Source organism: Tenacibaculum skagerrakense (assembly GCF_004345825.1).
GTDB classification, from domain to species: Bacteria; Bacteroidota; Bacteroidia; order Flavobacteriales; family Flavobacteriaceae; genus Polaribacter; species Polaribacter skagerrakensis.
The window spans coordinates 1-19,312 of the sequence record NZ_SLXM01000017.1 but is presented as its reverse complement, the minus strand read 5'-3'; the positions used below and the strand labels follow the sequence as shown (position 1 = coordinate 19,312).

The window sequence follows — 19,312 nt, the reverse complement described above, 5'->3', positions numbered from 1 at the left end:
CTTTCCATATCTGAAAGGTATTAATTTTTCATATAACTGAAAGTGCTGCAATAAAATTGCAGGGTTTTGAACCCTAAATTGAGACCAATAAAAACATAAAAAAACCACTCTTGCGAGTGGTTATTACTAATAACAAATGTTTAAATAACTATGGTAATAATACTGTGTCTACTGCATGAATTACACCATTAGTACCTTGAACATCATTGGTAGCTGTGCCAACTAAAATGTTAACAGTTTGCATACTTGATGTTTGTATTTGTGCTCCAGAGGTTAAATCGATTGTGATTGTACCTCCAAGAGTTGTAACGTCTCCGTTTGTTAATTGATCTGCTTGAACATTTGCTCCATTTACTACATGATATTTTAAAACAGCATCTAGTGTAGCGATTGGTACATCAGCTAAACTATTCCATGATGCATTTGAGTCTAATAAAGCTTGGAAAGCAGCGTTTGTTGGAGCGAAGATAGTAAAAGGCCCATCTCCACTTAAAATTGACACGAAATCAGTAGTGTGTCTTGAATCTGTTAAGGCTGCAACAAGAGAAGTAAATCCTGCATTGTTTAATGCTAATGTAACCACGTTAGCTGGCATCATTACTTTGTCAATTACATGTACAACGCCATTTGAAGCTTCAATATCTATTAAACCTGATACTGGACTTGAGTCACCATTAAACTCGATTCCTCCTGTAACTTCAACTTGTAAAGATAATGGCTCGCTATTTGGACCTGTCGCTAATGTATTTACATACGTATCTGATAAATCTGTAGACTTAATATTTCCGCTTACAACATGAAATAATAAAACATTCGTTAATACATCTACTGGAATATCATCTAATGAATTCCATGACGCATTTGAATCTAATAATGCTTGGAACGCAGCGTTTGTTGGTGCAAATACTGTAAACGGACCATCTGCTTGAAGTGCCGAAACTAGATTCGCTTTTTGTAAAGCTTGCACTAAAATACTTAAGTCTGGAGTTGCAATAGCTAAATCAGTAATATCCTTTGGTAATTCACCAGGTAATAACACTTCGTTGATTGCATGAATTACTCCATTCTTTGCTAAAATATCAGCTTGAGTTACTGATACAGATTGTCCTGTAGCGCTTTCTATTTTTACACCACTAGATAAATCTATAGTTAGCGCAGCTCCGTTTAATGTTGTTACGCCTTGATTATCACTTAAATTTTGAGATGGCGCATAAATTGGTAATACATGGTACAATAATACTTCTTTTAAAACATCAACAGGAACATCATCTAAAGAATTCCATGCTGGTTTTTTATCTAATAAAGCTTGAAACGCCTCGTTGGTAGGAGCAAAGACAGTAAGGGCTCCGTCAGCTTCTAAGGCAGAAACTAAGTCAGCTTTTACTAATGCTTGTACTAATACTGAAAAATTACTATCTGAAGATGCAATATCTACAAGATTTTCTTCTATAATCTTTGTATCATTATCATCATCACAAGAAGTTAAGAGTCCGAATCCTAAGAAAAGACTTAGGTAAAATACTTTTTTAATTGATTTTAATGTCATTACTTGATTGCTTTAGGGTTGATTAATAAAATGTTTAACTTTATTTAAAATTAAATAAACAATAAATGATTTAGCCAAAAAATATCGCTTATATCTCAAAGCGATATTCAAATATACTAACTTTTGTTTTATGTTTTACTTTAACAATTAAACAAAACATCATAAAACATAAAAAAACACCCTTTTTGGGTGTTTTTTAACATTATATTAAGAATTTAACTAATATTTCTTATCTGAAGTTAATCTTTCTCATTCTTAGACTTTCAGGAGTTACTTCTAGATATTCATCGTCTTTAATATATTCCATACATTCTTCCAAAGACATATCTATTTTTGGTGCAATTTTTACTCCTTCATCAGAACCAGAAGCACGAACGTTTGTTAACTTCTTTCCTTTAATTAAGTTTACTGCAAGATCATCTTGTTTAGAGTTCTCTCCAACTACTTGACCTTTATATATTTCTTGGTTTGGATCAATAAAGAACTTCCCTCTATCTTGTAAACGATCAATTGCATAAGCTGTAGCTTTACCTGTTTCAGAAGAAACAATTGCTCCATTTACTAAATCAGAAAACTCTCCTTTATAAGCATCATAACCTCTTAAACGGTGGTTGATAATAGCTTCACCTTGAGTAGCAGTTAATAATTTATTACGTAAACCGATTAATCCTCTAGATGGAATATCGAATTCTAAGTGTTGTAAATCACCTTTTGGTTCCATAACTAATAAGTCACCCTTACGCATAGTAACTAAGTTAATTGCCTTCGAAGCTAATTCTTCAGGAACATCAATTACTAATGTTTCATAAGGCTCACATTTAACTCCATCAACATCTTTTAAGATTACTTGTGGACGACCTACTTGTAATTCATAACCTTCTCTACGCATTGTTTCAATTAATACTGATAAGTGAAGAATTCCACGACCAAAAACATTGAATTTATCTTCTGTATCTGTATCTTCAATTCGTAACGCTAAGTTTTTCTCAGTTTCTTTATATAAACGATCACGCAAGTGACGAGAAGTTACGTATTTTCCTTCTTTACCGTAGAAAGGTGAATTGTTAATGGTAAATAACATACTCATTGTAGGCTTATCTACTTCAATTCTACCTAACGCTTCAGGATTATCTAAATCAGCGATAGTATCTCCAATTTCAAAATCGTCAATTCCTGTAACAGCACAAATGTCACCACTTCTAACTTTATCTGTTTCGGCTTTACCCATTCCTTCAAAAACATGTAATTCCTTAACTCTAACTTTTTTGGTAGTTCCATCAGCTTTACATAGCATGTAATCTTTATTTCTTTCTAAATCACCACGATATACTCTACCGATAGCAATTCTTCCTTTAAATGAAGAATAATCTAATGAAGTAATCTGCATTTGAGGAGATCCTTCTCTATAAGGTGCTTCTGGAATAGTTTCAATTACAGCATCTAATAAAGGAATAATACTATCTGTTTTCTCTCTCCAATCTTCGCTCATCCATCCATTCTTTGCAGATCCATAGATAGTTCTGTACTCTAATTGTTCTTCAGTAGCATCAAGAGCAAACATCAAATCAAAAACTTTCTCATGAACTAAATCAGGAGTACAGTTTTCTTTGTCTACTTTATTTACAACCACAATTGGAGTTAACCCTAACTCTAAAGCTTTTCCTAATACGAAACGAGTTTGTGGCATTGGTCCTTCAAATGCATCTACTAATAGTAAAACACCGTCGGCCATTTTAAGAACACGCTCTACTTCTCCACCGAAATCGGCGTGACCAGGAGTATCAATTACATTAATCTTTACACCTTTATAGTTTACAGATACATTTTTTGATAAAATTGTAATTCCTCTCTCTCTTTCTAAATCGTTATTATCTAATAATAAATCTGTACGTTCTTTACGTTCATCTAATATTTTAGCCTGATCAATAATTTTATCTACCAAAGTAGTTTTACCGTGGTCTACGTGCGCAATAATTGCTATATTTCTAATCGGTTGCATAATGCTACATTAATTTGCGGCAAAAGTAGTATTTCACTTTGAATTGCACTAATAATGAAGCAGATATTTATTAGGCAAGTTTTTAGGGGTAAAATATCTTCTTTTTTTATTGCCTAAAGTTTGTCGTGACGTGAAAAAATATGTAGGTTTGATGAAACAATTAACAACAAACACAAATGGAAATTACGGCTAATAATCCGAACCGAAAATCGTGGTTGAAAGTTGAAGAAAATTCCGATTTTCCAATTCAAAATATACCTTTCGGAGTTTTTTTAACTCGTGATGATATAATTACAATAGGTACCCGTATAGGTGATTATGCAATTGACCTAGGAGCATTACATCAACTAGGTTATTTTGATGGAATTCCTTTAACTGATGATATTTTTTTACAAGATACCCTTAATGACTTTATTGCTGACGGAAGAAAAACTTGGCGTTTAGTTAGAAACAGAATCGCTGATATTTTCGATGTTAAAAACGGAAAATTAAGAGATAATGCGGAGCATAAACACAAAATAATCTTTAGAATGGATGAAGTAGAAATGCTTTTACCTGTTCAGGTTGGAGATTATACCGATTTTTATGCGAGTAAAGAACATGCTACTAATGTTGGTAGTTTATTCAGGGATCCAAAAAATGCTTTGTTACCAAACTGGTTACACATTCCTATTGGATATCACGGAAGAAGTTCATCAATTATTCCTTCTGGAACTCCAATTCACAGACCTGTTGGACAATCAAGACCCACAGAAGAAGGCGGAGCTCCAAATTTTGGACCATCAAAATTATTAGATTTCGAATTAGAAATGGCATTTATTACTACCGTTTCTAATGATTTAGGAGATCGCATATCTGTAGAAGAAGCAGAAGAGTATATTTTTGGACTGGTTTTATTTAATGATTGGTCTGCTAGAGATATTCAAGCATGGGAATACCAACCATTAGGACCTTTCTTAGGGAAGAATTTTGCATCTACAATATCTCCTTGGATAGTTACTTTAGATGCTTTAGAGCCTTTTAGAGTTGATAATCCTAAGCAAGAACCAACTCCTTTACCTTATTTACAGCACAAAGGAAAACATAGTTTTGATATTAATTTACAAATGGCAATTCAACCTGAAGACAAGGAAGAAACTGTAGTTTGTAACTCTAACTTCAAATATATGTATTGGACAATGGCTCAACAATTGGCACATCATACTGTAAATGGTTGTCCTGTTGAAGCTGGTGACATGATGGGAAGTGGAACAATTTCTGGTCCAACTCAAGATAGTTTTGGTTCGATGTTAGAATTAACATGGAGAGGTCAAAAGCCTCTTAAAATGAATGATGGAAGCGAGCGTAAATTTATTGAAGATAATGATACAGTCATCATGAGAGGATACTGTTCAAATGATAAAATTAGAATTGGATTTGGTGAATGCTCTGGTAAGGTATTACCTGCAAAGCCAATGTAATTCAAAATCAAATAAGAAACAAAAAATCCATTTCAACTTGAAATGGATTTTTTTATATAATTATTTTTTTATTCTTCTGGTGGTGGATAACCATGAATTTCTTCATAAACTTCATCAAAGTTACTTCTTAGATAAGAGTTAAGTTTCTTTCTATAATCATCTTGAAGCCAATCAATAAAATTGTGAGTTGACTTACATATACACTTTGAATATCTATGAATTCTATCATCTATATCTCCACCTAATTGTTTTGCTAGTAATAAAGCATCAAAAACATCTTCACTATTTTCAATACACATCTTTGCATGATGCTCAATAGATTTCTCCAATACTTTTTTAGAACTTTGCCCTGATTGTATAGTATCTACATAAACAGCTTTTACATCAAAATATATATCTTCATCCTTAGTATTTGCAAATTCAGCCCTAATATCTTCAGGTAATTCATATCTGAAACTACTTTCAATATCTTCGTCACTAAGCAAGCTATCCAAATAAAAATTCGGAGCTCTAAACATTTTCTCCCAATCTAGATCAGCTCCCCAAGGACCAAATCTGTGGAAATTATTCCCTAAATCAATTACATTAAATTCAGATTTTCCAGGAATAATTCGAGAACCACGACCAATCATCTGATAATATAAGGTAAGTGATTTTGTTGCTCTGTTTAGTATTATGGATTGTACCGAAGGCTCATCAAACCCTGTTGTTAAAATACTTACAGAAGTAATAATTGCATTAGGTGTTTTGTTAAACCACTTTAAAATAGCATTACGCTCTTTTTTTGTGTTCGTATTATCTAAGTGCGCTATTGGATATCCAGCTCTTTTAAACGTATCATACACATATAAAGATGTATTGATACCATTATTAAAAATTAAGGTTTTGGTTCCTTTTGCTCTTTCTTCATACGCCTGCAATAACTTCGAAAGCATATTCGTGTTCGTATATAAATCTTCAGAAGATTTTACAGTATAATCACCATTAGCTCCAACTTCTAACGATGTTAAACCAACATTGTATGAATATACATTTGCTTTCGCTAAATACTCATTGTTAATTAAGGCAGCAATACTCTCACCTACTATTAGTTCATCATAATTATCCTTCATCGGCATTTTTATGTTTGAACTTAACGGTGTTGCTGTTACTCCTAAGATGAACGATTTATCAAAGAACTTGAATAATTTAGTGAATGAATTATAGTGTGCTTCATCAATGATAACCAATCCAACATCTGAAATATCTAAAATATCGTCATTTAATCGGTTATTTAAGGTCTCAACCATGGCTACAAAGCAATCATAGTCATCTTGATCTTCAAGTCCCGCTTTGCTGTCTATAATTTTATTAACAACGCCAAATTCACCTAACATTCTAGCTGTTTGCTTACATAACTCAATACGGTGAGTCATAATAAGCACTTTCTTTTGATAATGCTTTAAATATTGACGTGTAATTTCAGAAAATATAACAGTTTTACCACCACCTGTAGGTAACTGATATAATAAATGATAGTTCTCAGGGGCGTTTTCGAAACTTTTAAAAATCTTGTGTAATGCTTCTCTTTGGTAATCGTATAAACTTTTACCAATTGTATTTTTAGTTTCTGTGGTACTCAAAAGGTGATTATTTTTTTAAAGTTCAAAAATACAACCTATTTAGGGAAACCAAAGGCTTATTTAAGATTTTTTTCAAGATTTATTTGAGTAATATCATAATGAGAAGCGTGCAAAACGGCTATATTATTATGAATCAATAAAAACTGTGGAGATTGATGCATTACCTGAAATTCATACCCAACTTCATTAGAAACATCCCTGTAATTTAATAAATCTAAATAGTACATATCTAATTGTTCATTTACACTTTCAGGAAAATTTTGTTCGAAGTTCTTTAATACAGTTCTACTAATTACACACCTAGTAGAATGTTTAAAAACACCAACAAATTTGGTAGTTGATTTTTCTTTTATTTCTTCTATTTGCGATATTGTAGTTAAAGGAATCCAATTAATAGTTGTTTTAATTTCTTCCTTTTTACTTTTATCGTCAGACTTGTTAAATATATTTCCAAAAATTCCCATGTTCATTAAATTTTAATAATTGTCGGATACAGGCTAAAATCCTTTCATACAAGACAAAAAGTCATTAAAAACGAATTTATAAAGACAAAATGACTTGCATTCTTGATAAATTTCAATTGGTATTGAATTTGCTCAAAAGTATAATAAAAAATAAAAATGAATTTCAACAATTATACAATAAAATCACAAGAAACTATTCAGTTAGCTCAGCAGTTAGCTCAAGAGTTTAGTCATAATCAAATAGAAAATGAACACATTTTAAAAGCTATGTTTCAAGTAGATGAAAATGTACTTCCTTTTATATTAAAGAAATTGAACCTTAACGTAGATTTAGTACAAACCGTATTAGATCAACAGTTAAATAGTTATTCAAAAGTAAGTGGTGCGAATTTATTATTATCACATGAAGCTGGAAAAACATTAAATGAAGCCTCTATCATTGCTAAAAAAATGAATGATGAGTATGTATCAATAGAACATTTAATTTTAGCCATTTTCAAGTCGAAAAGTCAAATTGCTCAATTTTTAAAAGATCAAGGTATTACTGAGAAAAGTTTAGTAGCAGCCATTGAGGAACTTCGCAAAGGAAACAGAGTAACTTCGCAAAGTGCCGAAGAGTCTTATAATTCATTAAATAAATACGCTAAAAACCTAAACCATTTAGCTCAAGACGGAAAATTAGATCCTGTAATTGGTAGAGATGAAGAAATAAGAAGATTGCTTCAAATTTTATCAAGGAGAACGAAAAACAATCCTATTTTAGTTGGTGAGCCTGGTACTGGTAAAACAGCTATTGCCGAAGGTTTAGCCCACAGAATTATTCGTGGAGATGTACCTGAAAACTTAAAAGATAAATTAATTTTCTCTTTAGATATGGGTGCTCTTATTGCAGGTGCAAAATTTAAAGGTGAATTTGAAGAACGTTTAAAAGCTGTTGTAAAAGAAGTTACTTCTGCAAATGGTGATATCGTTTTATTCATAGATGAAATACATACGTTAGTTGGTGCTGGTGGCGGACAAGGAGCTATGGATGCTGCTAATATTTTAAAACCCGCTTTAGCAAGAGGAGAGCTGAGAGCCATTGGAGCTACAACCTTGGACGAATATCAAAAATATTTTGAACAAGATAAGGCTCTAGAACGCCGTTTTCAAAAAGTTACAGTTAATGAACCTGATACCGAAAGTGCTATTTCTATTTTACGAGGAATCAAAGAGAAATATGAAACACATCATAAAGTTCGTATTAAAGACGAAGCAATTATTGGTGCAGTAGAACTATCTCAACGTTATATTACGAGCCGTTTTTTACCTGATAAAGCTATTGATTTAATGGATGAAGCTGCAGCTAAATTAAGAATGGAAATTAATTCTAAACCTGAAGAATTAGACATTCTTGATCGTAAAATTATGCAGTTAGAAATTGAAATTGAAGCGATTAAACGTGAAAATGATGCTACAAAGTTAAAATCACTGAATGCTGATTTAGCGAATTTAAAAGAAGAAAGGAATGAGATCAATGCAAAATGGCAATCAGAAAAAACAGTTGTTGATGCAATTCAAACATTAAAAACTGATATTGAAACCTATAAAGTAGAAGCTGAAAAAGCGGAAAGAAATGGAGACTACGGTCGTGTTGCTGAATTACGTTACGGTAAAATAAAAGAGCTTCAAGAAGAGCTTGAAAAACAACAAAAGCTATTAGCTGAACAAGAAGATAACGCACTAATTAAAGAGGAAGTAACATATGATGACATTGCTGAAGTTGTTGCTAAATGGACAGGAATACCAGTGACTAAAATGTTGCAATCTGAACGTGAAAAGTTATTACGTTTAGAAGATGAGTTGCATAAACGTGTTGTTGGTCAAGAAGAAGCTATTGAAGCTGTTTCTGACGCAGTTCGAAGATCAAGATCTGGATTACAAAACCCAAGTAAACCAATTGGTTCGTTCTTATTCTTAGGAACTACAGGAGTTGGTAAAACCGAACTAGCTAAAGCATTAGCAGAATATTTATTTGATGATGAAAATGCTATGACTAGAATTGATATGAGTGAATATCAAGAACGCCATTCTGTGAGTAGATTGGTAGGTGCGCCTCCTGGATATGTTGGTTACGATGAAGGTGGTCAATTAACAGAAGCTGTTAGAAGAAAACCTTATTCTGTAGTTCTTTTAGATGAAATTGAAAAAGCACATCCGGACACTTTTAATATTTTATTGCAAGTGCTAGATGAAGGAAGATTAACAGACAACAAAGGTAGAGTTGCCGATTTTAAGAACACAATTGTCATTATGACTTCTAACATGGGTAGCCACATTATTCAAGAAAAATTCGAAAATGTAAAAAACGATATTGATACAGCAATGGAGTTGGCTAAAGATGAAGTTCTAGCGCTATTAAAACAAAGTGTTCGTCCGGAGTTCTTAAATAGAATTGATGATATTATCATGTTTACACCACTTTCTAACGAAAACATTAAAGATATTGTAGAAATACAATTAAATAGTGTAAAGAAAATGGTCGCTCAACAAGGCATTGTGCTAGATGCTACAGAGGAAGCTATTAGTTACTTAGCAAAAAAAGGATTTCAACCTGAGTTTGGTGCACGTCCTGTTAAGAGAGTCATACAAAAAGAAGTGTTAAATAAATTATCAAAAGAAATCTTATCTGGAAAAGTAACTACAGATAGTATTATTTTATTAGATGCTTTTGATGATGAGTTGGTATTTAGAAATCAATCTGATTTGGTAAGTCAAGCTTAAAAAAGTTATATATTTTCTTAAAAAACGATGTCTACTTTAGGCATCGTTTTCTTTTTAGTACTTTAGTGATTGATAAATTATATACAATGAAAAAAATCGCCTTATTAGTTCTTCTAACTTTCGGACTTCAACGTGTTTCAGCACAAACAAAAACTACTACGTATTATTTAGTAAGACATACCGATAAAGTAGTAACTGACAAGAAAGATAGAGATCCTGATTTAACAAAAAAGGGATATGCAAGAGCAGAAAATTGGGCTAAAGTACTTTCTGATGTAAAATTTGATTTCGTTTACAGCACAAACTACAAACGAACTATTGAGACAGCAAAACCAACTGCAAAAGCAAATAACTTAGAAATCAAACTTTACGACCCTAGAAAAATGTTTGATGAAGAATTTCAGAAAAACACCAAAGGAAAAACAGTTTTGGTTGTCGGACATAGCAATACAACTCCATTTTTCGCTAATAAAATACTAGGCGAAAATAAATATTCTGAAATTGATGAAAGCAATTATACCAATCTCTATATTGTTACAGTAACTAAAGATGCTAAAACAGGTATTTTACTACATGTAGAATTTTAATCTTTTGTATAAAAATTAAAATCCTTTAAAATAGTAGCGATAAAATCCAAATCGGTAGTCTCTTTTGGCTTTTTAACATCTGTAACTTCCTCTATTTTAACTCTTAACTTAATAAGTGTATTGTAATCTTTTTTATTCCTAGCTCTTACATAAGTGTCTTTAATAATTCGAGCATCGTTATCTGAAAGCTTTATTACATTGGCATAAATTGGCTTATAATCTTCTTTAATATTTTCTAAAATCGTTTTTGAGAAGCTTGCTTCATCTTTCAATGAGACAACTACTGTATTTGCAGCCATGTCTCCTACTCTTTGATTTTTTTTGGTAAATACTATCATAAAGAAACCGATTGTTTTTCCAATTAAAAAAATCATGTAAATTAAAAAGAAATAACTATTTGCATACCCCATAGAATAGAAGTACACAAACAGTAACATAAAAAGGTTAAAATCAACCATACGTAAAAACCAACGTATTACATAATCGCCTGAAGAAGGTTTAAATCCTTCTATATTAATTACTCGAAGCTTTAATATCCTTTTTCCAAGCGTTTGTCCATTCATAAGTATTTCTGAATACAAAGAATAAAATGTAATTGGCAAAAACATTAAAATATCAATTGCTTTTATAGACCAACCATCTCCATCTGTAGCATCTCTTATTAAAGAAAAATCAAAAACTTCGATTATCAAGTAGATGTATGCCAATTTTACAACATTATCAAGTATAAACGCTAGTAATCGTTGTCCAACATTGGCCAATTCAAAATTTATTCTAACATTTTGTGTTGTATTTATTTGTAACGTTTTCATACAATTTTTACATTTGTCTTTATGAGAGAGATAGCTTTTATAAAGCAAAATAAAGAAAAATGGCTTGAATTAGATGAAGTAATTTCAAATAATATTGAAAAAACTCCAGACGAAATAGCGGATTTGCATATTAAAATCATGAACGATTTATCGTATGCACAAACTTTTTATCCAAAGAGCAATGTTGTTCCTTATTTAAATAAATTAGCTAAAAAAAGTTATGGTAAAATCTATCATACTAAAAAGCAAGAAAAGAACACATTAGTAACCTTTTTTACGGAAACCGTACCACTACTCTCTTACAAATACAGAAAGTATTTTTATATCTCTTTTATTTTCTTTTTCATTTGTTTTTTTATTGGGTTGCTATCAACTTTTAATGATGAAAACTTTGCGCGTCAAATACTTGGAAACAGTTATATTGATGAAACCTTAGAAAACATAGAAAGTGGCGATGCACTAGCTATTTATAAAAACGGAAGTACTTGGGGAAGCTTCATTGGAATTTTTAACAACAATTTACGTGTTGGCCTAAACATGTTTTTATCAGGGTTATTTTTAGGAATTGGCTCTGGCTATTACATTGTTTATAATGGTATAATGGTGGCCGTTTTTCAAGCCTTCTTTTATCAAAACAACAGCTTTTTTGATAGTTTAAAAGGAATTTGGATTCATGGTACGTTTGAAATTTTTGCAATGGTTATTGAAGCTGCTTGTGGATATATTATTGGAGCTAGTATTCTTTTTCCCGGAGCATTAAAGCGATTTGAATCTTTTAAAAAGGGCTTAAGAGAAGCATTCTTCATATTTTTAAGCACCATACCGTTTACGTTTGTTGCTGCTTTTTTAGAAGGATATGTAACTCGATATTACAATCAAGTTCCTACTGTAGTTTGTATCTTTATTATTGCCGCAAGCTTACTAAGCATAAGTTATTATTATTTGATTTATCCTTTTAAGGTAGCTGCTAAAAATCGAGTTCAATAATGAAGCAAACGTTACTCATTTTTTTACTATTCATTGCTTTTAGCGCTTTTTCTCAAGACGATTATACTGAGGAAAGTGAATCTACTTATGAATATGTTGAACACGGAACAAATACTGTTGAAACTCGTCGCTTTAATAAAGAATTGAACTCTGTATACAATGGCCCTGAATTTCAATATAAAGAAGTCAAAAAAGACAAAGAAGAAAAGAAAGAAATAAAACCGAGAGAGAAAGATCAATTTAGCCTTGATTTCTTTAAAGCGTTAACCGATTTTCTTTCAACTGTTTTTCCTTATTTATTAGCGCTAATAGTTGTACTCATAATTGTAAAAAGTGTACTCGCAGGAAACACCGATTTTTGGAGATTTAAAAAACAAAAAATCACAAAATCTGCTATTGTTAAGGAAGAAATAGAGGAAAATATTGAAGAAACAGATTTCGAAAAGCTTCTAAAACTAGCTATTAGTAACAAGGATTATCGAAAAGCAACTCGCTACTATTATTTGTTATTATTGAAACAAATGCATGAAAAAGAGTTGATTAATTATCATAAAGACAAAACTAATTCTGAGTATATTTTTGATTTAGAAAAGGTAGAACTAAGAAAACATTTTTCATATTTACTATATATTTATGATTATGTGTGGTATGGTGAGTTCAATGTAAATGAAACGAATTTTGTTACCATTGAAAATGAATATCAATCTTTCTTAAAAAAAATATAAGCTATGAGAAAGATACACCACATAATACTATTCTTCTTATCCGTTGGATCTCTTTTAACTAGTTGTAAAGAAACCGACTGGAGAGAAAACTTTAGAGAGCGATCAACTGAGCCATTTGGGACGTACATTATTCAAAATGAGATTGAAACGCTTTTTAAAGATCAAGAAGTAGAAGTACTACAAAAACATATCGACGATTATTTTATTGATATTTATTATGACTACGGTGCAGATTTTGCCAATTATGTATGCATTAAACCCGCTGCATATCGCTTAGGAAAAGATTCATCAAATAAATTATTAGAATTTGTAGCTTCTGGTAACGATGTGTTTTTATCATTATACTATTTTAACGACACTTTTGAAGAAACTTTAGGTTTTACTACCAAAAATTTAGACGATGAAGCTTACTCAAATGATGAATTAAAAGCGTTAAAAGGAACGTTACATTTAGAAAGTTCTGAATTCAAAAAAACTGATTTTACCTTTTCTAGAAATTTAAGAAGAAACTACATTTCTGAATACAATAAGGAAAACACAACAATTCTCGGAACTCAAAAAGTAAACGATACTGTTCGACCTAATTTCATAAAGGTGAAATATGAAAAAGGAAATGTTTTTTTACACACCCAGCCTATCGCTTTTACTAATTACTTTTTATTAAATGGAAATCAGGAATATGTAGAAAATGTATTTTCCTATTTACCTAACAGAACTGTTATTTGGGATCCACAAATCAGAGCAAGTAAATTTCGTGGAAATAATGATGATGATACATCTGCATTAAGCTTTTTTATGCAGCATCCTTCCTTAAAATGGTCTTTATATGTTGGGTTTTTCGGGTTATTACTTTTTATGTTTTTAAATGCTAGAAGAAAACAAAGAGCTATTCCAGAGGTAAAACAGCTAAAAAACTCTACACAAGATTTTACACACACCATTGCCAATTTATATTTAAAAGAAGAAAATCATAAAAATATTGTTTCTAAAAAAATCACCTATTTCTTAGAAAGAATACGAACTAAGTATCATTTAGAAACACAAAATTTGAATAGTAGTTTTGTAGAAAAGCTAGCAGCTAAATCTGGAAACACCGTACAAAGCACAAACTATTTGATTAATACTATCATTTCATTGAATAATAAATCTATGTGTACTCAAGATGAATTAATTAGATTGAATACATTAATAGAAAACTTTTTAGAAAATACGTAATATGGAAGAAACAAGACAAGAAAACGAAAATTTAGAGTTTGAAAATAGAATTGACTTAACAGAATTACAAGAAAGTGTTTACAAGATAAAAACACAGCTGAACAAAGTAATTGTAGGTCAGAAAGAAATGATTGACTTGTTAATTGTTGCTATTTTCTCTGATGGTCATGCGTTAATTGAAGGTGTTCCTGGTGTTGCAAAAACTATGACAACAAAATTGTTATCAAGAGCAATGGATATAGACTTCAGTAGAATTCAATTTACACCCGATTTAATGCCTTCTGATATTTTAGGAACTTCTGTATTCAATGTAAAAACTTCTGAATTTGAATTCAAAAAAGGGCCGATTTTCTCAAACATGGTTTTAATCGATGAAATTAACCGTGCTCCTGCAAAAACTCAAGCTGCTTTGTTTGAGGTTATGGAAGAAAAACAAATTACTATGGACGGAGTTCGTTATAAAATGGAAGCTCCATTTATAGTATTAGCTACTCAAAACCCTATAGAACAAGAAGGAACGTATCGTTTACCTGAAGCACAGCTAGACCGTTTTATCTTTAAAGTTAATGTAGCATATCCTTCTGCTTCTGAAGAGTTGGAAATTATTTCAAGAGAACAAGCTCTAGAAAAAAACACAAAGCTAGATCAGGTTGAAAAAGTTATTAGCGGTGAAGAAATTATTAAATACAAAGATTTAATTACTCAAATAAAAGTTGAGAAAAACCTGTTAGAATATATTGCCAACATTGTAGTAAATACACGCTCTAATTCGTTTTTATTTTTAGGAGCTTCTCCTAGAGCTTCAATTTCAATTTTAAAGGCTTCAAAAGCTTTTGCTGCTATAAATGGACGTGATTTTGTTACTCCAGAGGATATTAAAAATGCTGCAATTCCAGTTTTAGAACATCGTGTAATTGTAACACCAGAAAGAGAAATGGAAGGTGTAAACAGTAAACAAATTATTGAGCAAATAATTGAATCTGTTGAGATTCCTAGATAATATTATAACGAATTTGATGAAGAACTTTATAACATCTTTCTTTTTAAACAATCGTTTTTATTTTGCAATTGCAATCATAGCAATGCTATTTGTTGTGGGGTTCTTTATTCCTGTATTTTTTGGCTTAGCAAAGGTGTTACTATTTGGATTGCTATTAATTACACTCGTTGATATTTTCTTATTATTTTCTGTGAAAAATGGATTTACTGCTGAGAGAATCATTCCTGAACGATTATCTAATGGTGATGAAAACAGAATTCAGTTGAACATCAAAAACAACTATAACATCACTATTAACAGTATAATTCTAGAAGAACTTCCTTATCAACTACAAAACAGAAATTTTGAACTACAACATCAGTTCATTTCTCAAGAAGCCAAAGAAATAAACTATAAAATTACTCCATTTGTAAGAGGTAATTATGACTTTGGAAACACAAATATGTATGTTTCTTCTCCCCTGCAACTTGCAACTAAAAAATATGTTCTAAGTGAGCAAAAAAATGTTAAATGTTATCCTTCATTTTTAAAATTGAATGAGCTTAACATCAAAGCAATTTCTAATAATTTACATACACAAGGAAGTAAAAAAATCAGGCGAATAGGAAATTCTATGGAGTTTGAGCAAATTAAAGAGTATGTAACTGGAGATGATATTAGAACCTTAAACTGGAAAGCTACCGCTAAACGAAGTCAGTTAATGGTAAATCAATATATAGAAGAAAAATCGCAACCGATTTACTCTGTTATTGATAAAGGAAGACAAATGCAAATGCATTTTGATAATCTGACATTATTAGATTACGCTATTAACGCAACATTAGCAGTTAGTAATGCTATTTTAAGAAAGCAAGATAAAGCTGGAATGTTCTCTTTTTCTAAGAAAATAGACAATATTATCGTGGCTGAACAACGAAATTCTCAAATGAGTTTAATTTCGGATGCGCTTTACAATATAAAAACAGATTTTGTAGAATCGGATTATAGTTTGTTATATGCAGCTATCAAAAGAAAAATCCCAAGCCGAAGTTTATTGATTTTATATACCAATTTTGAAACGTTAGATGCGTTAAAAAGACAACTTCCTTATTTAAGAGCTATTGCTAAAAATCACTTATTACTGGTTGTTTTCTTTCAAAATACGGAGCTTAATAAACTCTTTGAACAAAAAGCTGTTACTGTAGAAAATGTTTATGACAAAGTCATCGCAGAAAAGTTTATGTATGAGAAAAAGCAGATAGCGAATGAATTAAAAAAATATGGAATTCAATCGGTATTAACCAAACCACAAAACTTAACTGGAGATACGATTAATAAATATTTAGAATTAAAATCACGTGGTTTATTTTAATTTTTTAGATTTGCAACTTTACATTAAAAAAATTACTATGAATTGGTATTTAAAAGTACTTAATCAGTACGTCGATTTTAAGGGTAGAGCTAGAAGAAAAGAATATTGGATGTTTACTCTTGTGAGCACTTTAATTAGCTGGATTATTTCTTTTTTTATTATTTTTTTTGAAGCTCCAGAATTTGGTATAATTGAATCTCTTTACTCGTTAGGAGTTTTGCTACCATCTATAGCAGTTGGTGTTAGAAGAATGCATGATGTTGGTAAAAGTGGGTGGTATCTTTTAATTCCTATATATACAATTTAATTCTTGCTTGTACAGATAGTGAAGTTGGACCTAATGAATGGGGAGACAATCCAAAAGGAATAGGAAATAAATCTGAAATAGATTTTATTGGAATAGAATAAACTGAAAGGCCTAACAAATGTTAGGTCTTTTTTTTGTAAGTTATAGTAGTAAAATCAAACCAAATAAACCAAAATCACATACATGAAATCTTTTTTTATCACACTAATTATAACATTCACTTTACACTCTTGTACTTCCGAAAAAAAACCTAAAACATTAACAACAGGAAGTTATAAAGCTTCATTACTTATTCAAGATAACGAACAAATACCGTTTATTTTTGATGTTTTAAATGATAAAAAAATTAATATATACAATGCTAACGAAGTGATTAGCGTTCATGAGATTTCTTACAACAACGATTCTGTAACAATTCAATTGCCTTATTTTGAAGGATATATTAAAGCAAAAATAAATAATGAAAGTATTACTGGTTATTTTGTAAAACCTAGTTTAAATAGAATAGTTTCATTTGTGGCAACGCCAAATTTACCTCGATTTGCTATAACAGCAACTCCAACTCAAAATGTAACTGGAAATTGGGAAACCGTTTTCAGTCCTAATTCTGAAGAAGACAAATACATAGCCAAAGGAATTTTTACACAAAATAACAATAAAGTAACAGGTACATTTAGAACTACAACAGGTGATTATCGATACTTGGAAGGGATTATCAATGGAGATTCTTTACAATTATCAACTTTCGATGGTGCCCATGCTTTTTTATTTGCTGCTAAAGTTTCCGACAGTATTATGAAAGGAATTTTCTATTCAGGAAATCACTGGAAAGAACCATTCACAGCAAAATTAAATAATGATTTCGAGCTTCCTGAAGCTGAATCTTTAACAAACTTAAAAGAAGGTTACGAAACACTTGAGTTTTCTTTTCCAGATGAAAACGACAACATAATTTCCTTAAAAGATGATCGATTTAAAGACAAAGTTGTTGTAGTACAAATTATGGGAACTTGGTGTCCAAATTGTTTGGATGAGAGTAAATTTTATGCTGACTATTATACTAAAAACAAAAATAAAGATATTGAGTTTGTTGCTTTAGCATTTGAAGTAGCCAAAACCAAAGAAGAAGGATTTGCTTTTATAAAACGATTAAAAGAACAAACCGAGATTAACTATCCGGTATTGTTAGCACAATATGGATCGTCAAGTAAAATAGATGCGCAAAAAAAATTACCGATGTTAGATCACGTTCTCTCCTATCCTACTACAGTGTTTATTGACAAAAAAGGGAAAGTCAGGAAAATTCATACTGGATTTAACGGTCCCGCTACAGGACAGAAATATGAAGATTTCAAAAAGAAATTTAATGACTTTATCACTGAATTATTGCAAGAATAAGAACTTAATAAGAACTAACTAAATTGGAATAAAAGTTCCTGTTATCCGGAAATTTAAACCTATAAACAGGTATATTTGTAAGGATATAACTAGTTAGCATACATTAGGAAATGAACATCGAATGGAACCATTTTAAGACAATAGCTGATGGCGAATTTTGCGAAATAGAAGGAATTAATATTTGGGAATACAAATGGAAATCTGACTATGAAACAATTTTTGTGAAAGACCCACTTTATGGAGAAACAAAATCACTAAATCGATTTTGGATTGAGCTACCAAATAAGAAAGTGGAATTTGTTGCTGGTGAATTCTCAAATTGTGTTTGGGGAATTTATACGAAAACAAAAAAAGGTACAGAAATAGAAAATAATAGGAAAATTTATAAGGAAATTAAAGGATTTCTTGACAAATATTTCCCTGAAAATTATACTGAATCTAAAGAATATGATGAATGTTTTCATATTACAGTCTATACGCAAGAAAAAGAAGAATCTTCAGTTTGGTTTGAATTTGACATTGGAAACTCTGAATTAATTGTTGGATATGGAATTAGTCATATTCATTACGGAAAACAATACGGAATAGAAATATCAGAAGGATTAAATCGCCTTTTAGATTTTTTTACCGCAAAAATGAAAAGGACTGATTATTACAAAGGCAAAGTGAATTTTAAGAATGTTTATGAAATGAAAACAGAGAATGGAACTTATGAAAATTTAGGAACAAATTCTATTTTGCTTCTATATCCTTTTTGGAAAAAAGCAACCAAAAAAATAACTGAACATTCTGAATTAATAAAAGATAAAAATATTAAATCTGAACTTAAAAAAATAAGAGAACAAATAAATAACGTATGCTAACACCGTATAAAATTAATTGCTGGTTTTAGCTTACTTACGAAAGTCCTCGCGGACTTTCTATCTGTGATTTTTTTGCTAACTTTAGTGCTTAAATCACGCAACTAATCTTATACAACAACGTTAGCAAACACTGTCGAAAATGATGTGAAGCTTTCTTTTTGATTAATAAAAGTCAGTTTTAAAATTTTGTTTTTTAATAGTAATTCCAGTTCT

The 19,312-nt window shown here is 30.8% G+C and carries 16 protein-coding genes; 11 read left to right on the top strand and 5 right to left on the bottom strand.

Going from position 1 to position 19,312, the window contains the following annotated elements; translation table 11 throughout:
* Positions 1–148 precede the first annotated feature (148 nt).
* Positions 149–1,546 (bottom strand): fasciclin domain-containing protein, encoded by a 1,398-nt coding sequence (locus EV195_RS16240; protein ID WP_132796032.1) that lies wholly within the window; start codon positions 1,544–1,546, stop codon positions 149–151.
* A gap of 229 nt (positions 1,547–1,775) precedes the next feature.
* Positions 1,776–3,545: a translational GTPase TypA gene (typA, locus tag EV195_RS16235; RefSeq protein WP_132796031.1), complete on the bottom strand. Its 1,770-nt coding sequence runs from the start codon at positions 3,543–3,545 to the stop codon at positions 1,776–1,778.
* A gap of 176 nt (positions 3,546–3,721) precedes the next feature.
* Between typA and fahA the strand changes: the two genes are divergently transcribed.
* Positions 3,722–5,005 (top strand): fumarylacetoacetase, encoded by a 1,284-nt coding sequence (fahA, locus tag EV195_RS16230; protein ID WP_132796030.1) that lies wholly within the window; start codon positions 3,722–3,724, stop codon positions 5,003–5,005.
* A 68-nt stretch (positions 5,006–5,073) separates the two neighbouring features.
* Here fahA and EV195_RS16225 read toward each other — a convergent pair whose 3' ends face one another.
* The gene (locus EV195_RS16225) at positions 5,074–6,627 is read right to left on the bottom strand and encodes a DEAD/DEAH box helicase (RefSeq protein WP_132796029.1); all 1,554 of its coding nucleotides are present in this window, start codon (positions 6,625–6,627) and stop codon (positions 5,074–5,076) included.
* Between the two features lie 56 nt (positions 6,628–6,683).
* Positions 6,684–7,091 carry a bacillithiol system redox-active protein YtxJ gene (gene ytxJ, locus EV195_RS16220; protein WP_132796028.1) on the bottom strand — a complete coding sequence of 136 codons (408 nt, stop codon included), beginning with the start codon at positions 7,089–7,091 and terminating at the stop codon, positions 6,684–6,686.
* A gap of 156 nt (positions 7,092–7,247) precedes the next feature.
* Here ytxJ and clpB point away from each other — a divergent pair, with 156 nt between their 5' ends.
* Together clpB and EV195_RS16210 are read left to right on the top strand one after the other, a co-directional pair.
* Positions 7,248–9,854, top strand: coding sequence for an ATP-dependent chaperone ClpB (clpB, locus tag EV195_RS16215; protein WP_132796027.1), 2,607 nt, complete (start codon positions 7,248–7,250; stop codon positions 9,852–9,854).
* Positions 9,855–9,940: 86 nt separating this feature from the next.
* On the top strand, positions 9,941–10,441 hold the full coding sequence (locus EV195_RS16210; RefSeq protein ID WP_132796026.1) for a SixA phosphatase family protein: 501 nt from the start codon (positions 9,941–9,943) through the stop codon (positions 10,439–10,441).
* Here the strand turns inward: EV195_RS16210 and EV195_RS16205 are convergent.
* The gene (locus tag EV195_RS16205; RefSeq protein WP_132796025.1) at positions 10,438–11,253 is read right to left on the bottom strand and encodes an RDD family protein; all 816 of its coding nucleotides are present in this window, start codon (positions 11,251–11,253) and stop codon (positions 10,438–10,440) included. The genes EV195_RS16210 and EV195_RS16205 overlap by 4 nt on opposite strands.
* A 21-nt stretch (positions 11,254–11,274) precedes the next feature.
* Between EV195_RS16205 and EV195_RS16200 the strand changes: the two genes are divergently transcribed.
* The 8 genes from EV195_RS16200 to EV195_RS16805 all read left to right on the top strand — a co-directional run bounded on the left by EV195_RS16200 (position 11,275) and on the right by EV195_RS16805 (position 19,099).
* Positions 11,275–12,240, top strand: a complete 966-nt coding sequence (locus EV195_RS16200; protein WP_132796024.1) for a stage II sporulation protein M — start codon at positions 11,275–11,277, stop codon at positions 12,238–12,240.
* Entirely contained in the window at positions 12,240–12,965 is a 726-nt protein-coding gene (locus EV195_RS16195; RefSeq protein ID WP_132796023.1) for a hypothetical protein, read from the top strand. The genes EV195_RS16200 and EV195_RS16195 overlap by 1 nt, the downstream gene beginning before the upstream one ends.
* Positions 12,966–12,968: 3 nt before the next feature.
* Positions 12,969–14,180: a DUF4350 domain-containing protein gene (locus EV195_RS16190; RefSeq protein ID WP_132796022.1), complete on the top strand. Its 1,212-nt coding sequence runs from the start codon at positions 12,969–12,971 to the stop codon at positions 14,178–14,180.
* Between the two features lies 1 nt (position 14,181).
* Positions 14,182–15,180, top strand: coding sequence for an AAA family ATPase (locus EV195_RS16185; protein ID WP_132796021.1), 999 nt, complete (start codon positions 14,182–14,184; stop codon positions 15,178–15,180).
* Between the two features lie 16 nt (positions 15,181–15,196).
* On the top strand, positions 15,197–16,531 hold the full coding sequence (locus EV195_RS16180) for a DUF58 domain-containing protein (protein WP_132796020.1): 1,335 nt from the start codon (positions 15,197–15,199) through the stop codon (positions 16,529–16,531).
* A gap of 37 nt (positions 16,532–16,568) precedes the next feature.
* Positions 16,569–16,838: a DUF805 domain-containing protein gene (locus EV195_RS16175; protein WP_317128239.1), complete on the top strand. Its 270-nt coding sequence runs from the start codon at positions 16,569–16,571 to the stop codon at positions 16,836–16,838.
* Positions 16,839–17,021: 183 nt separating this feature from the next.
* Positions 17,022–18,236 carry a peroxiredoxin family protein gene (locus EV195_RS16170; protein WP_132796019.1) on the top strand — a complete coding sequence of 405 codons (1,215 nt, stop codon included), beginning with the start codon at positions 17,022–17,024 and terminating at the stop codon, positions 18,234–18,236.
* A 110-nt stretch (positions 18,237–18,346) separates the two neighbouring features.
* Complete coding sequence (locus EV195_RS16805; protein ID WP_207899799.1) at positions 18,347–19,099, top strand: hypothetical protein; 753 nt, start codon at positions 18,347–18,349, stop codon at positions 19,097–19,099.
* The last annotated feature ends 213 nt before the right edge of the window (positions 19,100–19,312 follow it).

Excerpts from the sequence above, each read along its gene's own strand:
- EV195_RS16240 (WP_132796032.1), bottom strand. The coding sequence starts at position 1,546 with ATGACATTAAAATCAATTAAAAAAGTATTTTACCTAAGTCTTTTCTTA.
- typA (WP_132796031.1), bottom strand. The coding sequence starts at position 3,545 with ATGCAACCGATTAGAAATATAGCAATTATTGCGCACGTAGACCACGGT.
- fahA (WP_132796030.1), top strand. The coding sequence starts at position 3,722 with ATGGAAATTACGGCTAATAATCCGAACCGAAAATCGTGGTTGAAAGTT.
- ytxJ (WP_132796028.1), bottom strand. The coding sequence starts at position 7,091 with ATGGGAATTTTTGGAAATATATTTAACAAGTCTGACGATAAAAGTAAA.
- clpB (WP_132796027.1), top strand. The coding sequence starts at position 7,248 with ATGAATTTCAACAATTATACAATAAAATCACAAGAAACTATTCAGTTA.
- EV195_RS16210 (WP_132796026.1), top strand. The coding sequence starts at position 9,941 with ATGAAAAAAATCGCCTTATTAGTTCTTCTAACTTTCGGACTTCAACGT.
- EV195_RS16205 (WP_132796025.1), bottom strand. The coding sequence starts at position 11,253 with ATGAAAACGTTACAAATAAATACAACACAAAATGTTAGAATAAATTTT.
- EV195_RS16200 (WP_132796024.1), top strand. The coding sequence starts at position 11,275 with ATGAGAGAGATAGCTTTTATAAAGCAAAATAAAGAAAAATGGCTTGAA.
- EV195_RS16195 (WP_132796023.1), top strand. The coding sequence starts at position 12,240 with ATGAAGCAAACGTTACTCATTTTTTTACTATTCATTGCTTTTAGCGCT.
- EV195_RS16190 (WP_132796022.1), top strand. The coding sequence starts at position 12,969 with ATGAGAAAGATACACCACATAATACTATTCTTCTTATCCGTTGGATCT.
- EV195_RS16185 (WP_132796021.1), top strand. The coding sequence starts at position 14,182 with ATGGAAGAAACAAGACAAGAAAACGAAAATTTAGAGTTTGAAAATAGA.
- EV195_RS16180 (WP_132796020.1), top strand. The coding sequence starts at position 15,197 with ATGAAGAACTTTATAACATCTTTCTTTTTAAACAATCGTTTTTATTTT.
- EV195_RS16175 (WP_317128239.1), top strand. The coding sequence starts at position 16,569 with ATGAATTGGTATTTAAAAGTACTTAATCAGTACGTCGATTTTAAGGGT.
- EV195_RS16170 (WP_132796019.1), top strand. The coding sequence starts at position 17,022 with ATGAAATCTTTTTTTATCACACTAATTATAACATTCACTTTACACTCT.
- EV195_RS16805 (WP_207899799.1), top strand. The coding sequence starts at position 18,347 with ATGAACATCGAATGGAACCATTTTAAGACAATAGCTGATGGCGAATTT.